Annotated in this window: 14 protein-coding genes; 9 read left to right on the forward strand and 5 right to left on the reverse strand. The window is 59.9% G+C overall.

Annotation, left to right across the window (positions count from 1 at the left end; all coding sequences use genetic code 11):
• Positions 1-123: 123 nt before the first annotated feature.
• A complete protein-coding gene (locus PSH76_RS15250) occupies positions 124-4950 on the forward strand; it encodes a dermonecrotic toxin domain-containing protein (RefSeq protein ID WP_305492478.1) in 4827 nt (1608 codons plus the stop codon).
• A 68-nt stretch (positions 4951-5018) separates the two neighbouring features.
• On the forward strand, positions 5019-5237 hold the full coding sequence (locus PSH76_RS15255; RefSeq protein WP_032892193.1) for a DUF2970 domain-containing protein: 219 nt from the start codon (positions 5019-5021) through the stop codon (positions 5235-5237).
• Here the strand turns inward: PSH76_RS15255 and PSH76_RS15260 are convergent.
• Positions 5234-6301: an ABC transporter substrate-binding protein gene (locus tag PSH76_RS15260; RefSeq protein WP_305492479.1), complete on the reverse strand. Its 1068-nt coding sequence runs from the start codon at positions 6299-6301 to the stop codon at positions 5234-5236. The genes PSH76_RS15255 and PSH76_RS15260 overlap by 4 nt on opposite strands.
• Positions 6302-6727: 426 nt before the next feature.
• On the opposite strand from PSH76_RS15260, the gene PSH76_RS15265 reads away from it, so the two are divergent.
• From PSH76_RS15265 to poxB, 4 genes are all read left to right on the forward strand, one after another.
• Positions 6728-8386, forward strand: a complete 1659-nt coding sequence (locus PSH76_RS15265) for a nitrite/sulfite reductase (RefSeq protein ID WP_003190712.1) — start codon at positions 6728-6730, stop codon at positions 8384-8386.
• The gene (locus PSH76_RS15270; RefSeq protein ID WP_044273390.1) at positions 8370-8864 is read left to right on the forward strand and encodes a DUF934 domain-containing protein; all 495 of its coding nucleotides are present in this window, start codon (positions 8370-8372) and stop codon (positions 8862-8864) included. The genes PSH76_RS15265 and PSH76_RS15270 overlap by 17 nt, the downstream gene beginning before the upstream one ends.
• A gap of 205 nt (positions 8865-9069) precedes the next feature.
• The gene (locus tag PSH76_RS15275) at positions 9070-10302 is read left to right on the forward strand and encodes an NADH:flavin oxidoreductase/NADH oxidase family protein (protein WP_305492480.1); all 1233 of its coding nucleotides are present in this window, start codon (positions 9070-9072) and stop codon (positions 10300-10302) included.
• Positions 10303-10380: 78 nt separating this feature from the next.
• Complete coding sequence (poxB, locus tag PSH76_RS15280) at positions 10381-12105, forward strand: ubiquinone-dependent pyruvate dehydrogenase (RefSeq protein ID WP_138763608.1); 1725 nt, start codon at positions 10381-10383, stop codon at positions 12103-12105.
• A gap of 122 nt (positions 12106-12227) precedes the next feature.
• Here the strand turns inward: poxB and PSH76_RS15285 are convergent, their stop codons facing one another.
• Entirely contained in the window at positions 12228-12785 is a 558-nt protein-coding gene (locus PSH76_RS15285; RefSeq protein WP_032892207.1) for an NADPH-dependent FMN reductase, read from the reverse strand.
• A gap of 227 nt (positions 12786-13012) precedes the next feature.
• Between PSH76_RS15285 and PSH76_RS15290 the strand changes: the two genes are divergently transcribed.
• Positions 13013-13249 (forward strand): hypothetical protein, encoded by a 237-nt coding sequence (locus PSH76_RS15290; protein ID WP_032892208.1) that lies wholly within the window; start codon positions 13013-13015, stop codon positions 13247-13249.
• A gap of 49 nt (positions 13250-13298) precedes the next feature.
• On the opposite strand, the gene PSH76_RS15295 is transcribed toward PSH76_RS15290, so the two are convergent.
• Complete coding sequence (locus PSH76_RS15295; RefSeq protein ID WP_305492481.1) at positions 13299-13637, reverse strand: hypothetical protein; 339 nt, start codon at positions 13635-13637, stop codon at positions 13299-13301.
• Positions 13638-13820: 183 nt separating this feature from the next.
• Between PSH76_RS15295 and PSH76_RS15300 the strand changes: the two genes are divergently transcribed.
• Positions 13821-14726: a LysR substrate-binding domain-containing protein gene (locus tag PSH76_RS15300; RefSeq protein ID WP_305492482.1), complete on the forward strand. Its 906-nt coding sequence runs from the start codon at positions 13821-13823 to the stop codon at positions 14724-14726.
• A 142-nt stretch (positions 14727-14868) separates the two neighbouring features.
• Positions 14869-19089, forward strand: a complete 4221-nt coding sequence (locus PSH76_RS15305) for a TcdA/TcdB catalytic glycosyltransferase domain-containing protein (RefSeq protein WP_305492483.1) — start codon at positions 14869-14871, stop codon at positions 19087-19089.
• Positions 19090-19159: 70 nt separating this feature from the next.
• On the opposite strand, the gene PSH76_RS15310 is transcribed toward PSH76_RS15305, so the two are convergent.
• Together PSH76_RS15310 and PSH76_RS15315 are read right to left on the reverse strand one after the other, a co-directional pair.
• On the reverse strand, positions 19160-19741 hold the full coding sequence (locus PSH76_RS15310; RefSeq protein WP_081089351.1) for a GNAT family N-acetyltransferase: 582 nt from the start codon (positions 19739-19741) through the stop codon (positions 19160-19162).
• An 8-nt stretch (positions 19742-19749) separates the two neighbouring features.
• Positions 19750-22005, reverse strand: a complete 2256-nt coding sequence (locus PSH76_RS15315; protein WP_305492484.1) for an Orn/Lys/Arg decarboxylase N-terminal domain-containing protein — start codon at positions 22003-22005, stop codon at positions 19750-19752.
• Positions 22006-22436: the final 431 nt, after the last annotated feature.

Below are 22436 nucleotides of genomic sequence, written 5' to 3' on the forward strand. Positions count from 1 at the left end.
CGGCTCAAGCGCCGTCGGCGGTATCCCTATACCGTCTGTGCGGTGACGAAATTGGATTTGCTATGGCTGGCCCGCAGAACGGTGCCAACCACCCTCGAATTCAAACAGACAATGGATTTCGTCATGCCCAACCCCGCCCCGCCCCCTCCAACCGTTTTTGAGCAACTGCCTGCCCAGGCGGTCCACACCCGTTTCGCATCGCGTCCAGCCTTGTACTCGGTGGTATTCAACGCCCTGCGCAGGGGGATTCTGGAGCACTATCCAACGCTGCAACTGGATCTGCGCTCGGTCAAGCTCGCCACCCCCCATGCCGAGGGGCACTACACCTACCCCTCGTTGATGGAGTTTGCGATCGCGCATGTGCTGAAACCACAGTTGATGGACCTGCATCCGCAGCGCGAGCTGCCGTACTACCTGACCCAGCAGCCCCCCAAGATACTCAAGCCACGGGCGCCGGCCCTCATCGACATGCAGGTCATCGCGCGCCTCCTCGATGAGCTGCCCGAGTCGCTGTACCTGCACTGGCAGCACGACCTGGCGGACTACTGGAGCAGCGTCGACAGCCATGGCCGCAGTCGCTGGCAATGGCTGAGCGACTTTCTCCACGGTCAGATGACCGCCACCGCCGCACGCTCATCACATCTGGACGAAACCCAGCGCGACATGCTGGCGGTCGTCGCTGCCTGGCCGGTGTTGGCAGAGCGCCTGCCGCGCTCCACGCCCGCCACCTATGTGTACTTCATCGAAAACACCTTCAACCGCGCCGGCCAAGAAGCGCTTCTGCTGACACCCGACCTGCTGTTGGTGCGTGATAAGCAGGTGCTGCTGTACAGCCTGGCCGGGCACATCGAGACCTTCGATTGCATCGATGCGTTCAGCCAATCCTGGGCGACGCGGATGCAAGCGCGCTTTACGTTCGACAGCATGACCTGGCGACGCAACGAACCGAACGGCAATGTATTCGACCAACAAGCGGGCCTGATCCTCAACCAGCAGCTGCAAGACCTCGCAACGCTGACGCTCCAGGGGCAAGACGAAATAACCCTGGGCCGGCGCCTGGAAACCCTCACCGACCCGGCGATTTTCTTTACCCCCGTGCCCGTCCCCCCCGCTCCATTTCTTCACCAGCTGAGCGCCCAATTGCCGGGTTGGCTCAGCCAGGCCGACAACGCTGACCGTTTTGCCTACCATCGCCACCTGCAGGACATGGCACTGGTGCTGCAACAGAGCGAGGGGCAATCCTTCAACCAGGGCATCGAAGACTTGCACAGCTTCAGCCGCGCCGCCTTGCGCAAACAGATGCAAGCTGATCATGGCGACTACGACCCCGACGACGTGATGCTGGACTTCACGATCGGTGCCGGCTACCCAGGCGGTGCCGGTATTGTCGAGCATGTGCGCCTGTCACTGACCGAGCTGGCGGTAAAGAACCTGGCCGGCAAGCCCAGCGGCACGCTGGAACTACTGGCCAAGGGCGCCCAGGCCTTGCCGTCCTGGCTGACAGAGGACTATGTGCTGGGGGCCTCGGGATTGATCCAGCGCGTGGATATCGGCACGGCCTATCCGCAGAACATCAAGGACACGCTGTTGTCCGACACCGCCGATGCGCGCCGGCGAGAAGCGCTGTTTACCCGCGCGCTGAAGGTCAGGTTGCCGATGCAGGCGCTCGAACTCAAGATCCGTCGACAGCACGGCGTCAGCATCGCGGGTTATCGCTACGTAAAGGCGTTGATGGGTGAAAGCCCGTTGGAACGTTTCGTTGACGGCCAGGAGATCGTCCTGCGCCCTCTGGCTCTGTGCCGCAAGCCCGGGGCCTCACCCGATGAAGTCAGCAATGCGTTTATCATCGAACCGCGCGATGCCAACATTGGCCCGCACCTGCTGTACCAACCGCTGTACGCCGATGCGCTGCATGAGTACCCGACCCGCCAGGCGCTGCTGGATGCACTCGCCAGCCCCGGCGCCTTGCAAGACAGCGTATTGACCTGGCTGAGCGACAAGGCGCGTCCGATCTACGATCACGGCGGTATCCGCGAACCCCACCTGATTCGCTTCCTGCCTGGCGACGAGCTCAGCGTGCTTGAAAAACCCGAGCCCGCTACCCTGGCGGTCGATGAGGGCGCGGGTGAATGGCTGCAATCGCAGGTCAACGGGCAACTGCTCAACCACCTGTTCGGCAGCACGGCGCGAGCGCTGGTGGACTTGGCGGACCGCGAGTCAGTGTCCAACAGTGAAAGCCGCTGGGCCCTTGTGATGGAAGGCGCCTGGTTGCTGTTCAATAGCCTGCTACTGCCGCTGGTGCGAGGGCCGGCGATGCTGGCGGGTTGGTTGATGGTACTGGTCGGTAGCCTGGCGCAGGACCTGGCGGGCCTGGACAGCGATGACCCAACCACCCGTGAGGTGGCATTGATCGATCTACTGCTCAACACCGCGATGGTGCTGTTGCACGCTGCCTCGCCCTCGGCGCGGCCATTGGCAGAACCTGGCGCACAAGACCACGCCCTGCATCTGCAAACCTGGCGCCGCCCGGTCGGCCTGCCACGCGTTCAGAGCACCGCGGTGGTGCGTCATGGCCCGGTCGCACTCCCCGGCGAGCCACCGGCCAGCGGCCATACCGCCCTGGACTTCAGTCGTTCGCTCGCCAGCCCCATGGCCAGCGCAACGTTACTCAAGGCGCTGGTCGAGGTGCATGTGCCCTGGCCCGCCATCTTACCCGCTGCGCAGCCAAGCGGTGCGTTGAAAGGGCTTTACCGCATCGACGGAGCCTGGCACGCCAGCGTCGGCGGGATGTTGTTTCAGGTGAATGTGGTGCCGGGGTTTGGCGAGGTTTACCTGGTCCATCCGCAGCACCCACAGCGTCCGGGCTTCAGGTTGACCAGCGATGGCCAGGGGCATTGGCGGCTGGACCGACGAGCCAGGTTGAAGGGAGGGATGCCCAGAGAAAGTCTCAATAAATGGCTGTCTGCACGTGAGCAACGAATACAGTCGTTAACGCAAGAATTCGCCGCGCTCCTCGTGGAAATGAACGCGTCAGTGACCGTTACCACCGGGTTTGAATCGGCCTTGAATACCGCCCGCGCCAATCTGGTCGACCAGGCAAAGCGCCTGAGGGATGACTGGCTACTGCTCGGCACCTCAACCGGCATCCCGCAACTGCACCTCAGGGTAACCCAACGGCATGCGGCCAGGCGCGTCAGTACGGCGCACGCCAGGGCCCAATGGGAAACGGCACTCGATAACTACCAGCAAAACGGCCGGGCATTGATCCCCTTGATGCAGCGAATCGAAGCCAAGGCCGATGAACTGATGCAAACCGATCGCACCAACCCCGCACACAAACCCGCACGAGATAAAGCCACAAGAATCATCTATAGCTACTGGAGTTCGGTCTTTGAATGCCTGGCGCAAAAAATGGCCGACACCCTGGCAAGCGACACCGGCGAAAACGCCAGCGAACTCGGTGAGCGCGCCAATCGTGAACTTGCTGAAAACATCACCCATGCCTACGACGAGTACATTGACACTAAAAAGCAGCAAGTAGAGGCGCTCAATCAAATGATTGAACCGGCTGAACACATCGAAACCCTTCTCAAGCAGGCTGATCCTGGGCAGCGCCGGCTGTTGCTGGAGCATAATCCTTCCGATCAACACATCTCTTCAGTGGCCATCAAGCAACATGTCATGCTGGTGTTCACCGATCTGGTGTTCAATCGCACCCATCGCCCTGTGAGGGTGATGGAGTTTCCTTTCATCCGTGTACTCACTGACGCCCAAATCGCCAGCCTCGTGCTTGCACATACCGAGATGCGCACTACCGCAGGCTATTCGACGGCGGAACAAATCGCTGTGCTCAAAGGCGTCCTAGAGCGCTATGAGCAGCTGGAGAACGCGGTCACCTCGTTGCACGACATGCGCTCCGGCTTTGTAAGGGAGGCTTACCGTGTTTCGTACCTGGCACATCTGAACGAGGCACGTTCGAGCCTGGAGGCGCAACTGGCCAACTTGATCCTGGCGCAAGAAAAGATTGCCCCGCAACCTGCGCTCGACAAAGCCAAACGCCAAAAAGCCGCAACCCGACGGGTTATCAAAACCGCAGACAAGAAAAGCCTGGTGGGTGACGTGCGTGCGCAACAGCCCGATGAACCGGGCAATTATGTCGATATCACGGACCCGCTCACCAACACAATCATTGCCTCTTACCACGAACATGCCAGCGAAGGCGTGTGGAAAATCGTCGAGCCCGCCAGCGTGCCGACTAAAACGCCCGCGCCTGTGGTTCGATCCTTGAAAAGAATTAGGGCGCACGCACAAGCCATCAAAGACGAGCGGCAAGGTATTGATGAACGTATTCGCTACCAGCAACGAAAACTGCGCGACCCTGAGCAGCGGGAGGTCGTGAACCCCTATGATTGGGACGTGATGCTGAGTCAGCATGCGGCAAAATTCAAAGCGCTTGCCGAGGAGCTCAAAAACGCGACTGACGAAAGCGCCATTGCCCTGCGCAAAAGTTACGATGACGAGGCAATAGCGGCCACTGAACAGGCTCGTCAACGCTGCGCAGAAGGCTACCTGTTACAGCGCCCCAAAGCCGCCAAAATCGACTATCTGTGGACCCACGGTTTTGTCGACATCAACTTGGTCAAAAAACGTGTGCCATTGAAGGCCGGTGACTACCTGACCGAATATGCCATACGTGACAAACGTAAAATCAAGGCCGGAATGAGGCAGGAAGACGCGGACCTGTGGTACGCGCATTTTCACTACTCCTCCGTCGAACAGCCCGTTTCAAAGCCTGATTTCGGGCACTTGAAGACCCCAGCGGAACGTCTATTCACGCGCAAGGAACTGATGGAGCAAGCCAGAGCCAATAACCGCTCTGTGATCAATCTGGAGAAAGCGTTGGTAGAGGCGCCGCTGGATCAGAAACTGTTCCTTGGCCTGGAAGTGTGAACGGTGCGAGGCACGTTCCGATAGGGTTGAACTATTCTCTGTAGGATGACCCGGCTCGCGAGGCAAGCATGGACGACCCAATCGACAATAAACCGCCGACCTTCTGGCAAATGCTGCACAGCGTCATGGCCGCAGCCTTTGGCGTGCAGAGCGGCAAGAACCGTGCGCGTGACTTCACCCACGGCAAGCCCAGCCACTTTGTGCTGCTGGGCATCCTGTTCACGGCGGTGTTTGCCTTGACCCTGTTTGGCATCGTCAAGCTGGTGCTGCACTTGGCCGGGGTTTAACGCAACAGCAGTTGCAGGCTGAACGGGTAACGATAGGACGCAGGCTTGCCCACCGCTGATAATGCGCGGAAATTCACTGATGGCAGGGGGCCCGATAGCCGGCGTGCCTGGGCGGCGTCGATCAACTGAAACAACGCTTGCTGGCGGTTGCGACCGCCACGGGCGCCGATATCGACCCCCTTGGCCTCATCATGAATCAACACCATGGCCCAACCGCCCAGGGTGAAATGCCCCGCCACCAGGGTACTCAGGCGCCCATCAAGGCGTGCTGCGAGGATCTGCGGTGAGCTGTTGGCGGCACTGAACAACACGTCTTTGCCAGGTACGCGGCCACTGTCTTGCAAGGCCTGCATAGCACCCAGCGCCATTTCGTCGTTGGCCGACCAGACCAGGGCGGTCTGCGGGTAGCGCTTGAACAGTTGGCTGGCCTGCTCGAATGCGCGTTGGCGGCTCCACTCACCATAGACCAACTGGCGCAGTCGCACTTCGGGGTGTTCGGCCAGGGCACGCTGCAAGCCCTGCACGCGTAACTGCGCGACCGGCGTGGTCTTGACGCCGGAAAACGCCAGCAGGTCAAGTGTGGTGCCCGCAGCGACCGGGCCGTGCTGGCGCAACAAGTCGGTGAGCATCAGGTAGCCCGCCTGCTCGTCGTCGGCAACCATCGTGCCGATCAAGCCGGTGTTGTTGTAGGCGTCCAGTAGCTGCACCTGGTTGGGCGTCAGCGCGTTGCTGACGATCAGTAACTTCACTCCGCTACCCTGGGCCATGCGCATGATCTGCGGGGCGACGTACTGCTCATTGACCAGCACCAGGTAATCGGGCCGTTCAGTGCCCAGCAGTGCCTCCCGCGCATGGGCCAGGGTGGTTTGGTTGTCGCGCTCGGAATAGCGCACGCGCAAATCCAGGCCGAGGTCCTTGGCACCGGCCTGCATGAATTGCGCGTAACTGACCCAAAAGGTTTCCGAAGACAGGCCAGGGTTGAGAAACACCACCGACGCAGCCTGGGCGATTGCCCCGTACGCCGACCCCAGCAACCACACACACGCCATCAGAACCTTCAACATGGTTGCCTGAACCTTGAATATTGATCGCCATGATAGTGGCAATTAGATATTCAATCGAGGCTCAATCCACGTGCTGCTTTTACTGGTGGCTGACCCAGAACACCGCGGTTCCAACCACCAGGATAATCAGGAACAAGATTGCCCAGGCGTCCACGGTACTGTCGGGTTTGCGGGCTTTGGTGGAATTACTCATCGCATCGCCTCTTGTCGGTTTTATAGGTGACTGCACTCAGACTCGATCACAGTAAAGACCACACTTGTCCCTATGACAAATGTGGGTATGACGATAACGGTTCTCATTAGTCAGTTTGGTTATTTACATATACCCAAACATCACTTTTGCGCATATACGCAAACTGTTATCGTGCGCCGGCTCCGTTGGGAGTGCGCGGCCGTGCGCGCAGATTTGCCGAGAACAGGACCTATATGTACGTATACGACGAATACGATCAGCGCATCATCGAGGACCGCGTCAAGCAGTTCCGTGATCAGACCCGACGCTACTTAGCAGGTGAACTGAGCGAAGAAGAGTTCCGCCCTCTGCGCCTGCAAAATGGCCTTTATGTGCAGCGCTTTGCGCCGATGCTGCGGGTGGCCGTGCCCTATGGCCAACTGACGTCGCGCCAGACGCGCATGATGGCCAAGATTGCCCGCGACTTCGACAAAGGCTATGCCCACATCAGCACCCGCCAGAACGTGCAGTTCAACTGGCCGGCCCTTGAAGATGTGCCGGATATCCTGGCTGAACTGGCCACTGTGCAGATGCACGCCATTCAGACCAGCGGTAACTGCCTGCGCAACGTGACCACCGACCAATTTGCCGGCGTCGCCGCCGATGAGCTGATCGACCCACGGCCATGGTGCGAGATCGTGCGCCAGTGGACCACCTTCCACCCCGAATTCGCCTACCTGCCGCGCAAGTTCAAGATCGCCATCAATGGCTCGACCTCGGACCGTGCGGCCATCGAAGTGCACGACATCGGCCTGGAGCCGGTGTACAACGCCGCCGGTGAGCTGGGCTTTCGCGTATTGGTCGGCGGTGGCCTGGGCCGTACCCCGGTGGTCGGCGCGTTCATCAACGAGTTCCTGCCGTGGCAGGACCTGTTGAGCTACCTCGACGCCATCCTGCGGGTCTACAACCGTTACGGCCGTCGCGACAACAAGTACAAGGCCCGGATCAAGATCCTGGTCAAGGCGCTGACCCCTGAGGTGTTTGCCCAGAAAGTCGATGCCGAAATGGAACACCTGCGCGGCGGCCAGACCACCCTGACCGAAGCCGAAGTACACCGCGTCGCCAAGCACTTCGTCGACCCTGAGTACAAGGCCCTGAGCAATCAGGACGCCGAGCTGGCCGCACTCGACCAGCAACACCCAGGCTTCGCCCGCTGGCGCACCCGCAACACCCTGGCCCACAAAAAGCCCGGCTACGTGGCAGTGACCCTGTCGCTCAAGCCCACCGGCGTAGCGCCAGGCGACATCACCGACAAGCAACTGGACGCGGTCGCCGACCTGGCCGAGCGTTACAGCTTCGGCCAACTGCGCACCTCCCACGAGCAGAACATCATCCTCGCGGACGTTGAGCAGAGCCAACTGTTCACCCTGTGGGGCGAACTGCGCGAAGGCGGGTTTGCTACGCCGAACATCGGCCTTTTGACCGACATCATCTGCTGCCCGGGCGGCGATTTCTGCTCGCTGGCCAACGCCAAGTCAATCCCGATTGCCGAGTCGATCCAGCGCCGTTTCGACGACCTGGACTACCTGTTCGACATCGGCGAGCTGGACCTGAACATCTCCGGTTGCATGAACGCCTGTGGTCACCACCACGTCGGCCACATCGGCATCCTGGGCGTGGACAAGAAAGGCGAAGAATTCTACCAAGTGTCCCTGGGTGGCAGCGCCAGCCGCGATGCGAGCCTGGGCAAGATCCTCGGCCCATCCTTCGCCCAGGAAGCCATGCCGGAGGTGATCGGCAAGCTGATCGACGTATACATCGAACAGCGTACCGAAGATGAGCGTTTCATCGACACCTACCAGCGCATCGGCATCGACCTGTTCAAGGAGCGCGTCTATGCAGCGAATCATTAAGAACAACGCAGTCGTCGACGAAACCTGGCACTTGCTGCCCAAGGACGCGAGCTTCGACGGCATTTCCAACTGCGACGACCTGATCGTGCCGCTGGCCCTGTGGCGCGAGCACGGCCACGCCCTCAAGGCCCGCGACGGCGGTTTGGGTGTGTGGTTGGACGCCGATGAAGAAGCCGAAGAAATCGGTGATGACGTGCAGCACTTCCAGGTCATCGCCCTGAACTTCCCGGCCTTCACCGACGGGCGCAACTACTCCAACGCCCGCCTGCTGCGTGACCGTTATGGTTACAAGGGTGAGCTGCGTGCCATTGGCGATGTGCTGCGTGACCAGCTGTTCTACCTGCGCCGCTGCGGGTTCGATGCCTTCGCCTTGCGCGCGGACAAAGACCCGTATGAAGCGCTGGAAAGTCTCAAGGATTTCTCGGTGACCTATCAAGCGGCCACCGATGAACCCCTGCCACTGTTCCGCCGCCGCTGACACCCTGTCCCTGTAGGAGCGAGCTTGCTCGCGAAAAACCTGAACGATAACGCTGACATCCTGAATGAACGCGTTGTCCTCGCGTTCTTCGCGAGCAAGCTCGCTCCTACAGTTCCGCCCGTCAATCCTGTGTGATCAACTCCCGCTTGACATTAAAGTTAACTTTAAGCTTAGCCTGAGACCTCCCCTGCTCAGGAGTTAACCCATGTCACCCTTCACACCCCTGCAACTGCCTAACGGCCAAGTCATCGCCAACCGCATCGCCAAGGCCGCGATGGAAGAGAACATGGCGGACCTGCATCAGGCGCCGTCCCAAGCATTGAAGCAGTTGTACAAGACCTGGGCCGACGGCGAGCCCGGCTTGCTGCTCACCGGTAACGTGATGATCGACCGCCGCGCCATGACCGGCCCTGGCGGTGTCGCGCTGGAAAACGATCAACACCTGGCCAGTTTTCGTGAATGGGCCGACGTAGCCCGGGCCAAGGGTGTGCACTTCTGGGTACAGCTCAGCCACCCGGGCCGCCAGACCATGGCCAACCTGGGCCAGCAAGCGTTGGCACCGTCCGCCATCGCGCTGGATATGGGCGGTTTTTCCAAGATGTTCGCCACACCCAAGGCCATGACCGAAGACGATATCCAGGACGTCATCAAGCGCTTCGCCACCAGCGCCCGCCTGGCCGAGCAAGCCGGGTTCACCGGGGTGCAGATCCACGGCGCCCATGGCTATTTGTTGAGCCAGTTCCTCTCACCCTTGAGCAACCATCGCACCGACCGTTGGGGCGGCTCCTTGGAAAACCGTGCCCGCCTGCTGCTGGAGGTCATCCGTGCCGTACGGGCCAGCGTCAGCCCTTCATTTTGTGTGTCGGTAAAGCTCAACTCGGCAGACTTTCAGCGTGGCGGCTTCGATGAAACCGATGCGCGCGCGGTGGTGGAGATGCTCAATACACTGCCGATTGATTTGCTGGAATTGTCCGGCGGCAGCTATGAAGCGCCGGCCATGCAAGGCGAAGCCCGGGACGGGCGCACCCTGTCCCGTGAAGCGTACTTTCTGGATTTCGCCAGGGAAATGGCAACTGTCGCCAACATGCCGCTGATGGTGACCGGGGGTATTCGCCGTTTACCGGTGGTCCAGCAGGTACTGGACAGCGGCATCGCCATGGCCGGCATCGCCACCGCCCTGACCCTGGAGCCGCAGTTGCTCAAGCAGTGGCGTGAAGGTCGCGACCTCAACCCACAACTGCGGCCCATGGAATGGAAGCGCAAACCCCTGGCCGCCCTCGCCACCCTCGCCGTGGTGCGCAACCAGATGCGCCGCCTGAGCCGCGGCCGCCTGCCCAACCCCAACGTCGCGCCCTGGCTGGCACTGGTGTGTGACCAGTGGTTTATCGCGCGGCGTACGCGGCAGTATCGCGCGAGCATGACGCAATCTTCACATTAAAGGCGGAGCATTCGCCGTGATTGAACTGTCCCCTACTGATCAGCAGTTTTTCAACCTCACTGACGATTGGAGTTCCTCATGGCGAAAATCAACCTGGCCCAGCAGTTGGCGACGACCCTGGAACAAGCGGGCATCAAGCGTATCTGGGGGCTGACCGGCGACAGCCTCAATGGCCTGACCGACGCCTTGCGCAGCATGGACAGCATCGAGTGGATGCATGTGCGCCACGAAGAGGTTGCCGCCTTCGCTGCCGGTGCCGAAGCGGCGGCCACTGGCGAGTTGACGGTGTGCGCTGGCAGTTGCGGGCCGGGTAACCTGCATTTGATCAATGGGTTGTTCGACTGCCATCGCAACCATGTGCCGGTGCTGGCGATTGCCGCGCAGATTCCGTCCTCGGAGGTTGGCCTGAATTACTTTCAGGAAACCCATCCCCAGGAACTGTTCAAGGAGTGCAGCCACTTTATCGAACTGGTGAGCAACCCCGAGCAGATGCCTCAGGTGCTGCACCGTGCCATGCGTTCGGCGATCCTCAACCGAGGTGTGGCGGTGGTGGTGATTCCGGGGGATGTGTCGCTGTTGGAGGTGGAAGATAAGCTCAAGCCGTGGCCGGCCTTGCACGCACCGCGCACCGTGCCGGTTGAGCAGGACTTGCAGCGCCTCACCGACATGCTCCAGAGCAGCGAGAAAGTTACCCTGCTGTGTGGCAGCGGCTGTGCCGGTGCCCACGATCAGGTAGTGGCGCTGGCCGACGCCCTCGGCGCGCCGGTGGTGCATGCACTGCGGGGCAAGGAGCACGTGGAGTGGGATAACCCGTTCGACGTCGGCATGACCGGCCTGATCGGTTTCAGCTCCGGTTACCACGCCATGCTCGATTGCGACACCTTGATCATGCTCGGCACTGACTTCCCCTATCGCCAGTTCTACCCGACCGACGCCAAGATCATCCAGGTGGACCGCGACCCACAAGCCCTGGGGCGCCGTGCGACCTTGGACCTGGGCATCGCCGCCGACGTCAGTGAAACCATCGCCGCGCTGCTGCCACGTTTGACCCGCAAGACCGATCGCAGCTTCCTTGAAACCTCCTTGAAGCACTACGAAAAAGCCCGCCAAGGCCTGGATGACCTGGCGCAACCGTCCAAGGCTGGTCGGCCGATCCATCCCCAGTACGTGGCGCGCTTGCTCAGCGAGCTGGCCGATGATGATGCGATCTTCACCGCCGATGTCGGCTCACCCACCGTGTGGGCGGCGCGTTATCTGAAGATGAACGGCAAGCGCCGGCTGATCGGCTCGTTCAACCATGGCTCGATGGCCAACGCCATGCCTCAGGCTATCGGTGCGCAGGCGGCATTCCCTGGGCGGCAGGTAATTTCGATGTCTGGGGACGGTGGTTTCACTATGTTGATGGGGGATTTCATTTCCCTGGCGCAGCTGCAATTGCCGGTCAAACTGGTGGTGTTCAACAATTCGTCCCTGGGCTTTGTTGCCATGGAGATGAAGGCGGCGGGTTACCTGGACACTGGCACCGAGCTGAAAAATCCGGACTTCGCGGCCATGTCCAATGCCATGGGGATCTTGGGCATTCGGGTGGAGCAATCCGAAGACCTTGAGCCGGCCCTGCGTCGTGCGCTGGCCCATGATGGCCCGGTACTGGTGGATGTGGTGACCGCCACTCAGGAACTGGTAATGCCGCCGAGCATCAAGCTGGAGCAGGCCAAGGGGTTCAGCCTGTATATGCTCAAGGCGGTGATGAGCGGGCGCGGGGATGAGGTTATCGAACTGGCACGCACCAACTGGCTGCGATAACCCCCGACTGTAGGAGCGAGCTTGCTCGCGAAGATCGTAACGACAACGCTGGCATCCTGAATGAGCGCGTTGTCCTCGAGTTTTTCGCGAGCAAGCTCGCTCCTACAGGGGCCGGGCTAATTTCAAGCCTTCTGTTTTTCTACCCACTTGCCGTAGGCATCGATGAACGCCTGCAGGAACGGCTTGGTTTTGTCCGACACCTTCCCCGCCTCATCGAACACGCTACCCGCCCCGCCCAGGTAGGCTTCCGGCTGCTGCATGCACCACACATCCAGGAACACCAGGGACTGGCGCAGGTGGTGGTTGGCGCCAAAGCCGCCAATGGCACCCGGCGACACGCTAATGATCGCCCCCGGCTTGCCGCTCCAGGCGCTTTGCCCGTAAGGGCGCGAGCCCACGTCGATGGCGTTTTTCAAGGCAGCTGGCACAGAGCGGTTGTATTCGGGGGTGACGAACAGCACCGCGTCGGATGAACTCACTTGTTTGCGGAAAGTGCTGTAGGCTGCTGGCGGTGTTGCACCGTCGATGTCCTCGTTGTAGAGCGGCAAGTCGCCGATTTCAACAATGTTCAACTTGAGATTGGCAGGGGCCAGTTCGGCCAGGGCCAGCGCGACCTTGCGGTTGATCGACTCTTTTCTCAAGCTGCCCACCAGGACGGCAATCGTGTAGACCTTGCTCATTGAGGTTTCCCGACTTCTGAATAAAGGAGCTTGTAGTTATAGAGGCTTCGCGGCGCGTTCACCAGAGGGTTATGCGGATTCCCTCGACGTTTTCCTTGCAAGCACTTGCGTAGGAAGCGTCTGAAAATATCAGCGAATAGTATTTTTTTCTTATAGGTAAACTACCCCGCTCCCTGACGGTCTACAGAACCGCAAATCGAGTGTTTATCTCCAGAGGTTCTAAACAGATGGCTGCAGTACTTGTTGGACAGTTTCATGCCAGAGACGCGGAAGGCCGCGTGTATTCGGTGCATGAGTTCCAGGAATCCAACCCGGCGCAAGGCGACCTGGCGGGATCGACGCCCACCGTGACCTACAAGCTGGCCATTGGCGACCGTGTAGAAAAGCTGGAAGGTGATGAATTCAAACTGATCCAGTCGGGCACCATTCTCGTGCGCGAGTCCGAAACCACTCTGGCATCGTAAACGCTTGCCTTGTTCACCTGCTCAGTCCTGGCGACTGGGCTGGGAACGCTCATGGGCGGCGGATCTGCGTTACCTCTATGCCCTGCTCGTCTTGCTTGAGCGTCACCAGCAACTGGCCGCGCTCCCCTTGCACCGTATACATCGAGCGCTTGTAACCCGCCGCGTTGTACGCGGGGTAAGCCTCAACCTCCCTGACCAGGGTAATCCCCACTACTGCGCCCACCTGCTCGTCCACCTGTTGCTGGGTGCGGATAAAGGCTTGCAGTGCGAGATCGTCCGGCGTCGGTTCATCCTGATAATTGAAGAAGTAAGCCGCCAGGCCTCCCACGGTCACCAGGACCAGGAGTTGCTTGGCCGTTACCCCGAAGAACGTCGAGGGCAGAGGCATATGAGACCAGACCTGTTTTTTATTTTAAGTACCGGCAAACCGGCAGGGGTCGTTGCTGATCAGACTCGTCATTCTAGTGGGGTCGTGGCTGAACGCCATAGCCTGGGACGACCCCGGCAGTCTTTTTTACGCACGAAGGCCTGCGCCATTGAATCCCCTGCGCACTGCACATAGACTCCGGCCATGCGTTTACGTCATATCGAAGTGATTCAGGCCATCTTGCAAACCGGCCACCTCGGCACCGCCGCCGAGTGGTTGCAACTCCCCGTGGGCGAAGTAGACGCCACCCTCAAAGACGCCGAGCAGCAACTGGGCTTCATGCTGTTCGCCAGCGTGCGCGGGCGCTTGCAAGCCACCCGGGAAACCTTGGAGTTGCAGGCGCAAATCACTGCTCTGTACGAAGCCCTGGAGCCGCTGCAACGCCTTGCCAGCCGTTTGAAACACCACCACGCGCCGCCCTTGCGCGCCCTCTGCACGCCGCCGCTGGCCAACCAACTGCTGCCCCAGAGCATTGCCGCGCTGCGTCGACGCTTCCAGGACATGCCGTGCAACCTGTCGAGCCAACCCACTGGGCAGATCATCAACAGCCTGCTGTTGCATGAAGCCGATGTAGGCCTGAGCCTGCATGACCCTGAGCATCTACAGATCCAAAGCACGGTGCTGGCCCAAGGCAAATTGCAGTTGCTGGCCCCCCATGGCTGGCTCAAGCCCAAGCAAAAATACATTGCGTTGCAGGACTTGGCCGGCCAGTCGCTGATCGGCCTGGAAGGCCATGACCCGCTCAGCCGCTTGCTGGATGCCAAGCTGCAAGCCCTGCGACCACTGCCCGTGGTGCAGACGCGGGTGCAAACCTACCCGATGATGCGCGGCCTGGTGGAAGCCGGAGAAGGCCTGGCAATTGTCGACCCGTTCACCGCCTTCGGTGCGCAGGAGTCCGGGCTGGATACCTGCCCGTTATCACCGCCCATTCCGGTCAGCCTGTACGCACTGACGTTGAAGAATGCCGCGTCCACACCCGCGCTGAATGCGCTGTTGGAAATCGTCGCGCAAAAAGCCCAAGCCCTGCTGGCGGGCTCGCCAGCACCGTAACGGGGCTCCGCGCCCTTGCCTTCCTGGCACGACACACGGCCTTAAAGAAAAGACAGGAACCCCATCCTGTGCGCAGGGCACTCATCCAGCACAAAGCACAAGCTTTCTAACGGATGAACAGCGCAACCAAGGATTGATACCCATGCTCCCACTTCCCAATGCACTGGCGCACTTGCCGCTGCTGCACCCTGCTGCCCTGACTCAAGCACCGCCCCTGCAGCCTGCGCCCACGACGCAGTCCTTGCCGGTGGCGGGCTCCACCAACGATGTGGCCCCTGACGAGCTCGACAACCCGGCAGCCCTTAAACAAGCCTTCAGTGAGCGCTGTAACTGGCAGCTACTGGCAGACAACCTGGGCGAACTCCTCAAGGAACTCAACGACGCCTTGCCCGGCGAGGTGTCGGACCGCCAACGAGGCGCGCTCGAAGCCCGGCTCGCCACGCATCTGGCAACCTCCACGCTACCGGTGTGCGAGGGCTCACGGTACTCGCGGCAACACAACCTGGCGCCCAACAGCCGGGTCAAGCTAGGTACATTCCTCAGCGGCAGCGGCGTGCCCGCACCCAAGACCCTTGAGGCGTTGCTGGCGCTTTATCAAGTGGCGACCAAGCAGGTGCAGACGTTTCCCCTGGGCAATTACGGTGGCGCCCTGTCGTGGCCGATCCCGCTGTCGGCGCACGACCAACAAGCCCTCATTGACCTGTTGAACACACCAGACCCCGCCCTGCCGGAACTGCCACTGACCGACAAACAGGGTGTGCTGGGCTACCTGTGCTCTGTCACTCACCTGTCGAGCAACGATTTCAAATTCCCGGCCAGCGCCATGGAAATGCTGCTGGGATCGGCCAAGGCGCAAGCACTGGGCCAGTTCATTCAAGCGCGACTGGGCGGCATCGCAACCAACACCAGCGTCAATGACTACTTGCTGGCAGCCATTGCACTGGGGCTGGACCCGCAATCCCTGGGAACACCGGCCCGCAACAGCGTGAGTGGCTTTGATCTCGGCCAACGGGCGCTCTGGAACCAGCCGCCCAACGTGGCGATCGAGGGCTTGAGCCGCCATCTGGTCAAGGAAGGTCGGGCGTCCAAGGCATCGGCCGACCTGGCAGCGCGCCTGTTGCTGGCACGTACCGCACCGCAGTATCTGGTCAAGGACATACCGCCCAACGTGACCTACGCCAGCGTGGCCTGGACTCAATTGGAGATCGCCGTGGCCAAGCTGGAGGCCGAGTCGCCGGGACGTGCATTCACCATGACCTACAGCGAGGTACTGGCAGCCGCCGAGACCACCGATGTCGGCGCAGCGCTGACGCAGACGATCCATCGCGAAGCCTTGCACAACTGGGGAATCGTCAACGGTTACGTGAAAGCGGACACCTCCCCCAGCGATACGCAGATGCGCGCCACACAAACCGCCTTCAGCACTCAGCAACAATCGTTGCAGGCCACCGCCCAGGCACTGGCAACCCCCATTCCGATGCGTGAGGAGATGGGCATGCAATTGCTGCGGGAAAAATTTCCCGGTGTGCCGGACGACGTCTTCAAGGCAAAGCACCTGACCAAGGCCCGACTGGTTCCAGGGCGGCCGGGGCGCTTCCCCGGTACCCACTCGATGCTGGATGTGGTCATGCAGGGTGCCAAGGTCGACAACAGTGACAGCGAGCATTGGATCACCCAGGACAAGCGCATCCCCATCATGGCGTTCTGCGCGCTTTCCGATAGCGGCGTACTGTCGGTCGCAGACGCCTTTGACCAGCACTACAAACCTGCAATGCAGGCACTGGAAAAAGGTCATGCGGGAATGACCCAGCACCTGATATCGACGCTACCACCGCAAGATCGGGAAAATTTCGAATATGGCCAGCTCGAATTTTTCCATACCAACGACTACTTCATAGAAGCCGATTTTTCGAGCAAAACCCTGATCAAGAAAGGCCATACGCTGGATGTGAAAATCACCCGCAACGGGCAGGTCAATATTTATCGGATCGACACCCGCGCCGGGAACATTACAAAACACAATTACCTCGCGCATATTTATTCGCCGCCCTATTCCCGGCTCGATATGCGCGACGCAAACACCTTGCACAGGACCGTGCGCTTCAACCCGTTCGCAGACGAGCACGCCCAACGGTCCAAGGAAACACCGGCACGCGTTGAAACACCGCAGGTGTTCGACTCCGAGCGCGCCCGCTACATCGCCAAAGTGCTCACCCAACGTCTGGACCTGCACGGCGATGACCTGCTCCAGCACGCCCGCGGAACCACTTCATACGATAAAACCAGCGCCGCCAACCAGGCCATCGGCGAGTTTTTTCTCAACATGATTCCTTTCAGGTCGGCGATTGTTAATTTCATGCAGGGCAATATCGGCGACGGCTTGATGGACCTCGGCCTGGATGTGATCGGCCTGGTGACACTGGGCGCCGGCAAAGCCGCCCAGGCCGGCAAAGTGCTGAGCAAGGGCGTGTTTGGGGTCAAAGGCGTCGCCAGAACTGCACGGTTCGTCGGCACCGTCGCGCTCGAGGCGCTTAACCCACTGGGAGGCGCAGGCGATTTGCTCAAGGGCATCAGCCGCTGGGCCTGGTCCAAGGGCACGAAAGCCTTCAACACGCTCAGAGGCGCCACCGGCAGCTACGACCTGCTCAAAGCCGCCAGTACCCAGCATGGCCTGGTTTCCACAGGTACCGCCAGGGTTGCCGGGCATGACCTTGAAATGGGGGCGGTGTTCCAAGGTGGCAACTGGCACGCCTTTGATGCAGCAAAGGGCTTGCCGTATGGGCCGCCACTCCAGCATTTCCAACCCTCGGTGGTGGCTGCCAACGGCGAGCTCAAGGTGCTCAATACACCGTCGCTGCAGGGTTACGAGGCCACGGTCTCTGCAGATCTGCTGCAGGTCAAAGGCTTGCAAGGCAACGTCTACATAGGCCCGAACAATAAAGAATATGTGAAGGTTGACGGCACGCTGTATGAGTCCAACCTGAACGAGGGCCAGCGCTTTATAAGGCATCCGTCTGGAACCGGCGTCGACCTTCCAATCAAGGATGTGGGCGTTGCAGGTTGGGAACCGATTTCACGCGGTCACCGTTTGCCCGGAGGCGCCCCCACTACAACCCATTGGCGATTATCCGACGACACGTTCGTCGTCCCCCTTGATGATGTAAAGATAACGCGTACAGGGGCTTCCCCCTACGCCGTCCACTACAAAGGCCGCGATCATACGGTGACGTTTGATACGCAGGTCGGCGCATGGAAAAGCGAGATGTCGAATACTCACGGTCCCGGCAGCCAGGCGAACACAGGCGCCATGTATTTTTGGCGGACCGGCAAGGGGAAATGGAGGCTGGGTAGTGTCGATGAATTCAATCACGCCAAAAAAATCAAAACCCACAAACATATCTTTGTTAACGCGCCGTCTATTTCTCTGACGGTCCCCTCTAACGCCAAGCCAATTCCCAAAGAGATTCACTACTTCTGGGCCGGCGGCCATATGAATCCTCACTTGCAGGACAACATAAGGATCAATGCGGTCAGCGCGCCTGGCTATAAATCTATCGTTCATGTTGATGCGAACGACCAGAGGACGTTTGTCAAACTCAAAAATCAACTGGAGGCCAACAAGTCAGGCATTGAGGTCAGAAACCTTCATAAAGACGACGTTTTCCAACAGTTAAAGTCATCCGACATGTATGCCTATTTCCGCCAAGGCCAGGGAACCAACCTTGCTGCAGCCTCGGATGTGGCGCGCTATCCGATCATGAAGAAATACGGCGGCATTTACCTTGACACTGACGACAGCATTGTCGCCACCGTCAAAGACACCGAATTGCGCGCGGCGCCCAACGACATTCTGTTAAACAGCCCCGTCGCCATTGAATTCACTGACTACAAAAATTTCTACAACACCAGCAACTTCGCCACACAACCTGACAACCCTGTCATCGACACCATTATCAGTGAGATGCGCACCCGCTTCGCTAATAACAAAGACTACTTCACCGCACACCGTCCCACCGTTCAACAAGGCGAGACACCCAATGCTGAGTTCTACGAGTACGAGCGTAAAATTTTTGAGACGGTTGGCCCCGATATGTTTAACGACATACTGAAGTCGCGCAGGCCTGACATGTATGACCTTGGTTTTGATAGATTAAAAGAAGTCACACTGGTTGATAATAAACCGGTGCGCAACGGGCCGGCTATCAACATAGAAGCGGTCATACACGAGCAGTATAAAGCGCAAGGCATCGTCCCACCGAGCGATACGCGAGACAAAATGAACGCGGTAAAAACCCATTACTTTCCGTTCGCCTTGGATTTTAAAATCAAAACCGGCAACGAACACTCTTGGATGTACACCTGAGCATTGAGGTAGCGGGACGGGCCGGCATAAATGCCGCCTGGTCCCCGCCAGGGTCAACATCGTCAGCCGTTCATACCGCCTCGCGCTCCGATTTGAACAACCGATACCAGAAAATCGCGACCTCGCGGGTGTGCGGGTCGATCCCGCGATAACGCAACTGATCGATACCGCCCATCACATAGCCACAGCGCTCATACAGGCGACAGGCGCCGAGGTTGTTGTTCTGGGTCTCGAGCATCATGCCCGGCAGGTTTTTCTTGCGGGCCCAGAATTGCGCCACGTCCAGCAGTGACTTGGCCACGCCATGTCGGCGCGCCGGCAACGCCACGGCCAGCTCGTCAACGTGGGCAAAGCCGTTCCAGTTGGTGCTGACCACGATATGCCCCACGGCACAGTCGTCCAGGTACGCCATGAAGATCGAGCTGTCGGCGGCGTCACGGAAACTGGCGAACTCCTCCGGGTCGATGCCATAGCACTTGCGGTACGGCAGCACGCGCTCCACTGGCCATTGGTCAACGCGCTGGCCCATTTGCGGCACCCCATAGGCGCTGACTTCAAAGCTGAAATCATTGCCCCACACATAGGCGTCAAAACCTTCGTCGGCGACTCGCACACTGAGTCCTGGATACTTCGGGTTCATTACAGCTTGCATAACCTTCCTTAACCCTTGATGCAGTCGACGGTATAACGACGGCCACTGCCGTCATCTTCGTGTTGCAGCCCATGCACATCCGCGACAAAACCGGGGAAACTGCTATCGAACGTGCGGGCAAATGCCAGGTAATCGATGATCGAACGCGTTGACTCGGTGAAGCGTTCGCCAGGCATGATCAGTGGAATGCCCGGCGGGTAAGGCACCAGCATCACGGCGGCGATGCGTCCGGCCAAGGCATCGATAGAGACCGCCTCCACCTCACCCCTGACCAACTGATCGTAGGCGTCGGCAGGTTTCATCGCGATTTGCGGCAATACCGTATACATACGCTTGAGGTGCCTGGCCGTGGCATTGCTACGGTAACAGCTGTGCAACTGGTCGCAAAGGTCGCGCAGCCCCAGGCCTTGATAACGCGCCGGGCATTGGGCATACACCGACGGCAAGCAACTGGCCAGGCTGACATTGGCATCGTAGCTACGCTTGAACTCCAGCAGCTCGGTGAGCAAGGTGCTCCATTTGCCTTTGGTAATGCCCATGGAAAACAGCACGAGGAACGAATACAGCCCTGTCTTCTCCACCACCAACCCGCGCTCCCACAGGAACTTGCTGACCACTGCGGCGGGAATCCCGCACTCGCTCAAGGCCCCGCCGGCGTTGAGGCCAGGCATCACCAGCGTGACTTTGATCGGGTCCAGCAGCACGTAGTCTTCGACCACATCGCCAAAGCCATGCCACTCATCCCCAGGGTGCAACAGCCAATCCGCCGTGGCGACCCGGTCGATGCCTGCGACCGAGGGTGGTTGCCAGATGGAAAACCACCAGTCCTCGGCCGCGATATGTTGGCGCAAGTTGGCCAGGGCGCGACGAAAACTCAAGGCCTCGTCGAACATTTCCTGGAGCAGCGAGCGCCCGGCCGGGCCTTCCATCATCGCCGAGGCCACATCCAGCGACGCGATGATGCTGTATTGCGGCGAGGTGGAGATGTGCATCATGAAGGCTTCATTGAAGCGGTCACGGTCCAGTTGCCGCGCGCCACCGTCCTGCACGTGGATCATCGACGCCTGGCTGAAGGCGGCCAGCAATTTATGCGTACTGTGGGTGGTGAACACCAAGGGGCTGTCCGGCGTGCGCGAGGTGCCCATGCCATAGCGCCCGGCGAAGAACTCGTGAAAGGCGGCGTAGGCGTACCAGGCCTCATCGAAGTGCAGCACCTCGACACTGCTGCCCAACTGCTGCTTGATCAGTTCGGCGTTGTAGCACAGGCCGTCATAGGTGGAGTTGGTCACTACAGCCAATTTCACTTTCGGTGGTCGCCCACGGGTCAAGGGGCTGGCGTCGATCTTGGCGCGGATCGACTCAGGGCTGAATTCGCTCAGGGGGATCGGGCCGATGATCCCCAGCTCGTTGCGCTCCGGGCACAGGTAGAGAGGGATCGCGCCGGTCATGATGATCGAATGCAGCACCGACTTATGGCAATTGCGGTCCACCAGCACCAGGTCATCGCGCCCCACCATGGAATGCCAGACGATCTTGTTGGCGGTGGACGTACCGTTGATCACGAAAAACGTATGGTCGGCGCCAAAGTTACGCGCAGCGCGGGCCTCGGCTTCGGCCAAGGGCCCGGTGTGATCGAGCAGCGAGCCCAGTTCGGGCACCGACACCGACAAGTCCGAGCGCAGGGTGTTCTCCCCAAAGAACTGATGAAACGCCTGCCCCACCGGGCTTTTGCGATAGGCCACGCCACCGCCATGGCCGGGGGTGTGCCAGGAATAATTGGAGTCGGCGGTGTGTTGCACCAAAGCCTTGAAGAACGGCGGTAACAGGCCATCCAGGTAAGTGCGTGCGGCGCGGGCGACTTGGCGCGCCAGAAACGGCACGGTGTCTTCGAACAGATAAAGGATGCCGCGCAGTTGGTTGAGCTCGCTCATGGCATCGGCGGGGGCGTTTTCCAGGGTGACTTGCTCGCCCAACGCAAAGATCGGCAGGTTGGGTGCGCGCAGCCGCGCCAGGCGAATCAGCTCTACCATGTTTTGCAACAGATGGGTGTTTTCCCCGGCGCCTTCGGCGGCGATCAACATGCAGGCCAGGCCGTGATGGGTAGCGGCCACCAGCCGCCCCTCGGCGTAGTCCACCGCAGAAAAAATACTGAAGCCCTCCTGTTCCAACTCCCTGGCGATGCCTCGAACCCGGTCACCGGCAACGGTGTCGGCCTTGATGTCACGGTGCACGATCAGAACGGGGAACTTCAGGTCTTTGTACATGAGCACTCTTACTCCGGAGGCTTTGCACAAGGGTAGAAGCTGGAAGCAAAAGTGGCGAATGAAGATTTCACAGGTGGTCGAGAGGTATCTCTAACTTCGGTACGGGGCTGAACCTGTGGCGAGGGAGTTTGCTCCCGTGACGGCCTGCCTGCCGGCCATACCGCAATCAAACTGTGGGAGCTGGCTTGCCTGCGATGACGGCCTCCCAGCCGACACCTATCTACCTGATACCCCACAATCCAAATGTGGGAGCGGGCTTGCTCGCGAAGGCGGCCTGACAGGCGACACAGTGGGATTGTGTACATATCCATTGCTGCGGTAACGGCTACTTAGGGTTCCGCTCTGACAGCGGGTCACTTTTGGAAAAGAGCCCCAAAAGTAACCAAAAGGGCTCTTGCCCCACCACTCGGCACCTCGCTGTGGCTCGGTGT

Source organism: Pseudomonas sp. FP215 (genome assembly GCF_030687795.1).
Taxonomy (GTDB): domain Bacteria; phylum Pseudomonadota; class Gammaproteobacteria; order Pseudomonadales; family Pseudomonadaceae; genus Aquipseudomonas; species Aquipseudomonas salmasensis.

Coding starts and splice junctions, on each gene's coding strand:
- PSH76_RS15285 (WP_032892207.1), bottom strand. CDS start 12,785: ATGAGCAAGGTCTACACGATTGCCGTCCTGGTGGGCAGCTTGAGAAAA.
- PSH76_RS15295 (WP_305492481.1), bottom strand. CDS start 13,637: ATGCCTCTGCCCTCGACGTTCTTCGGGGTAACGGCCAAGCAACTCCTG.
- poxB (WP_138763608.1), top strand. CDS start 10,381: ATGGCGAAAATCAACCTGGCCCAGCAGTTGGCGACGACCCTGGAACAA.
- PSH76_RS15310 (WP_081089351.1), bottom strand. CDS start 19,741: ATGCAAGCTGTAATGAACCCGAAGTATCCAGGACTCAGTGTGCGAGTC.
- PSH76_RS15270 (WP_044273390.1), top strand. CDS start 8,370: ATGCAGCGAATCATTAAGAACAACGCAGTCGTCGACGAAACCTGGCAC.
- PSH76_RS15305 (WP_305492483.1), top strand. CDS start 14,869: ATGCTCCCACTTCCCAATGCACTGGCGCACTTGCCGCTGCTGCACCCT.
- PSH76_RS15290 (WP_032892208.1), top strand. CDS start 13,013: ATGGCTGCAGTACTTGTTGGACAGTTTCATGCCAGAGACGCGGAAGGC.
- PSH76_RS15315 (WP_305492484.1), bottom strand. CDS start 22,005: ATGTACAAAGACCTGAAGTTCCCCGTTCTGATCGTGCACCGTGACATC.
- PSH76_RS15260 (WP_305492479.1), bottom strand. CDS start 6,301: ATGTTGAAGGTTCTGATGGCGTGTGTGTGGTTGCTGGGGTCGGCGTAC.
- PSH76_RS15275 (WP_305492480.1), top strand. CDS start 9,070: ATGTCACCCTTCACACCCCTGCAACTGCCTAACGGCCAAGTCATCGCC.
- PSH76_RS15265 (WP_003190712.1), top strand. CDS start 6,728: ATGTACGTATACGACGAATACGATCAGCGCATCATCGAGGACCGCGTC.
- PSH76_RS15250 (WP_305492478.1), top strand. CDS start 124: ATGCCCAACCCCGCCCCGCCCCCTCCAACCGTTTTTGAGCAACTGCCT.
- PSH76_RS15300 (WP_305492482.1), top strand. CDS start 13,821: ATGCGTTTACGTCATATCGAAGTGATTCAGGCCATCTTGCAAACCGGC.
- PSH76_RS15255 (WP_032892193.1), top strand. CDS start 5,019: ATGGACGACCCAATCGACAATAAACCGCCGACCTTCTGGCAAATGCTG.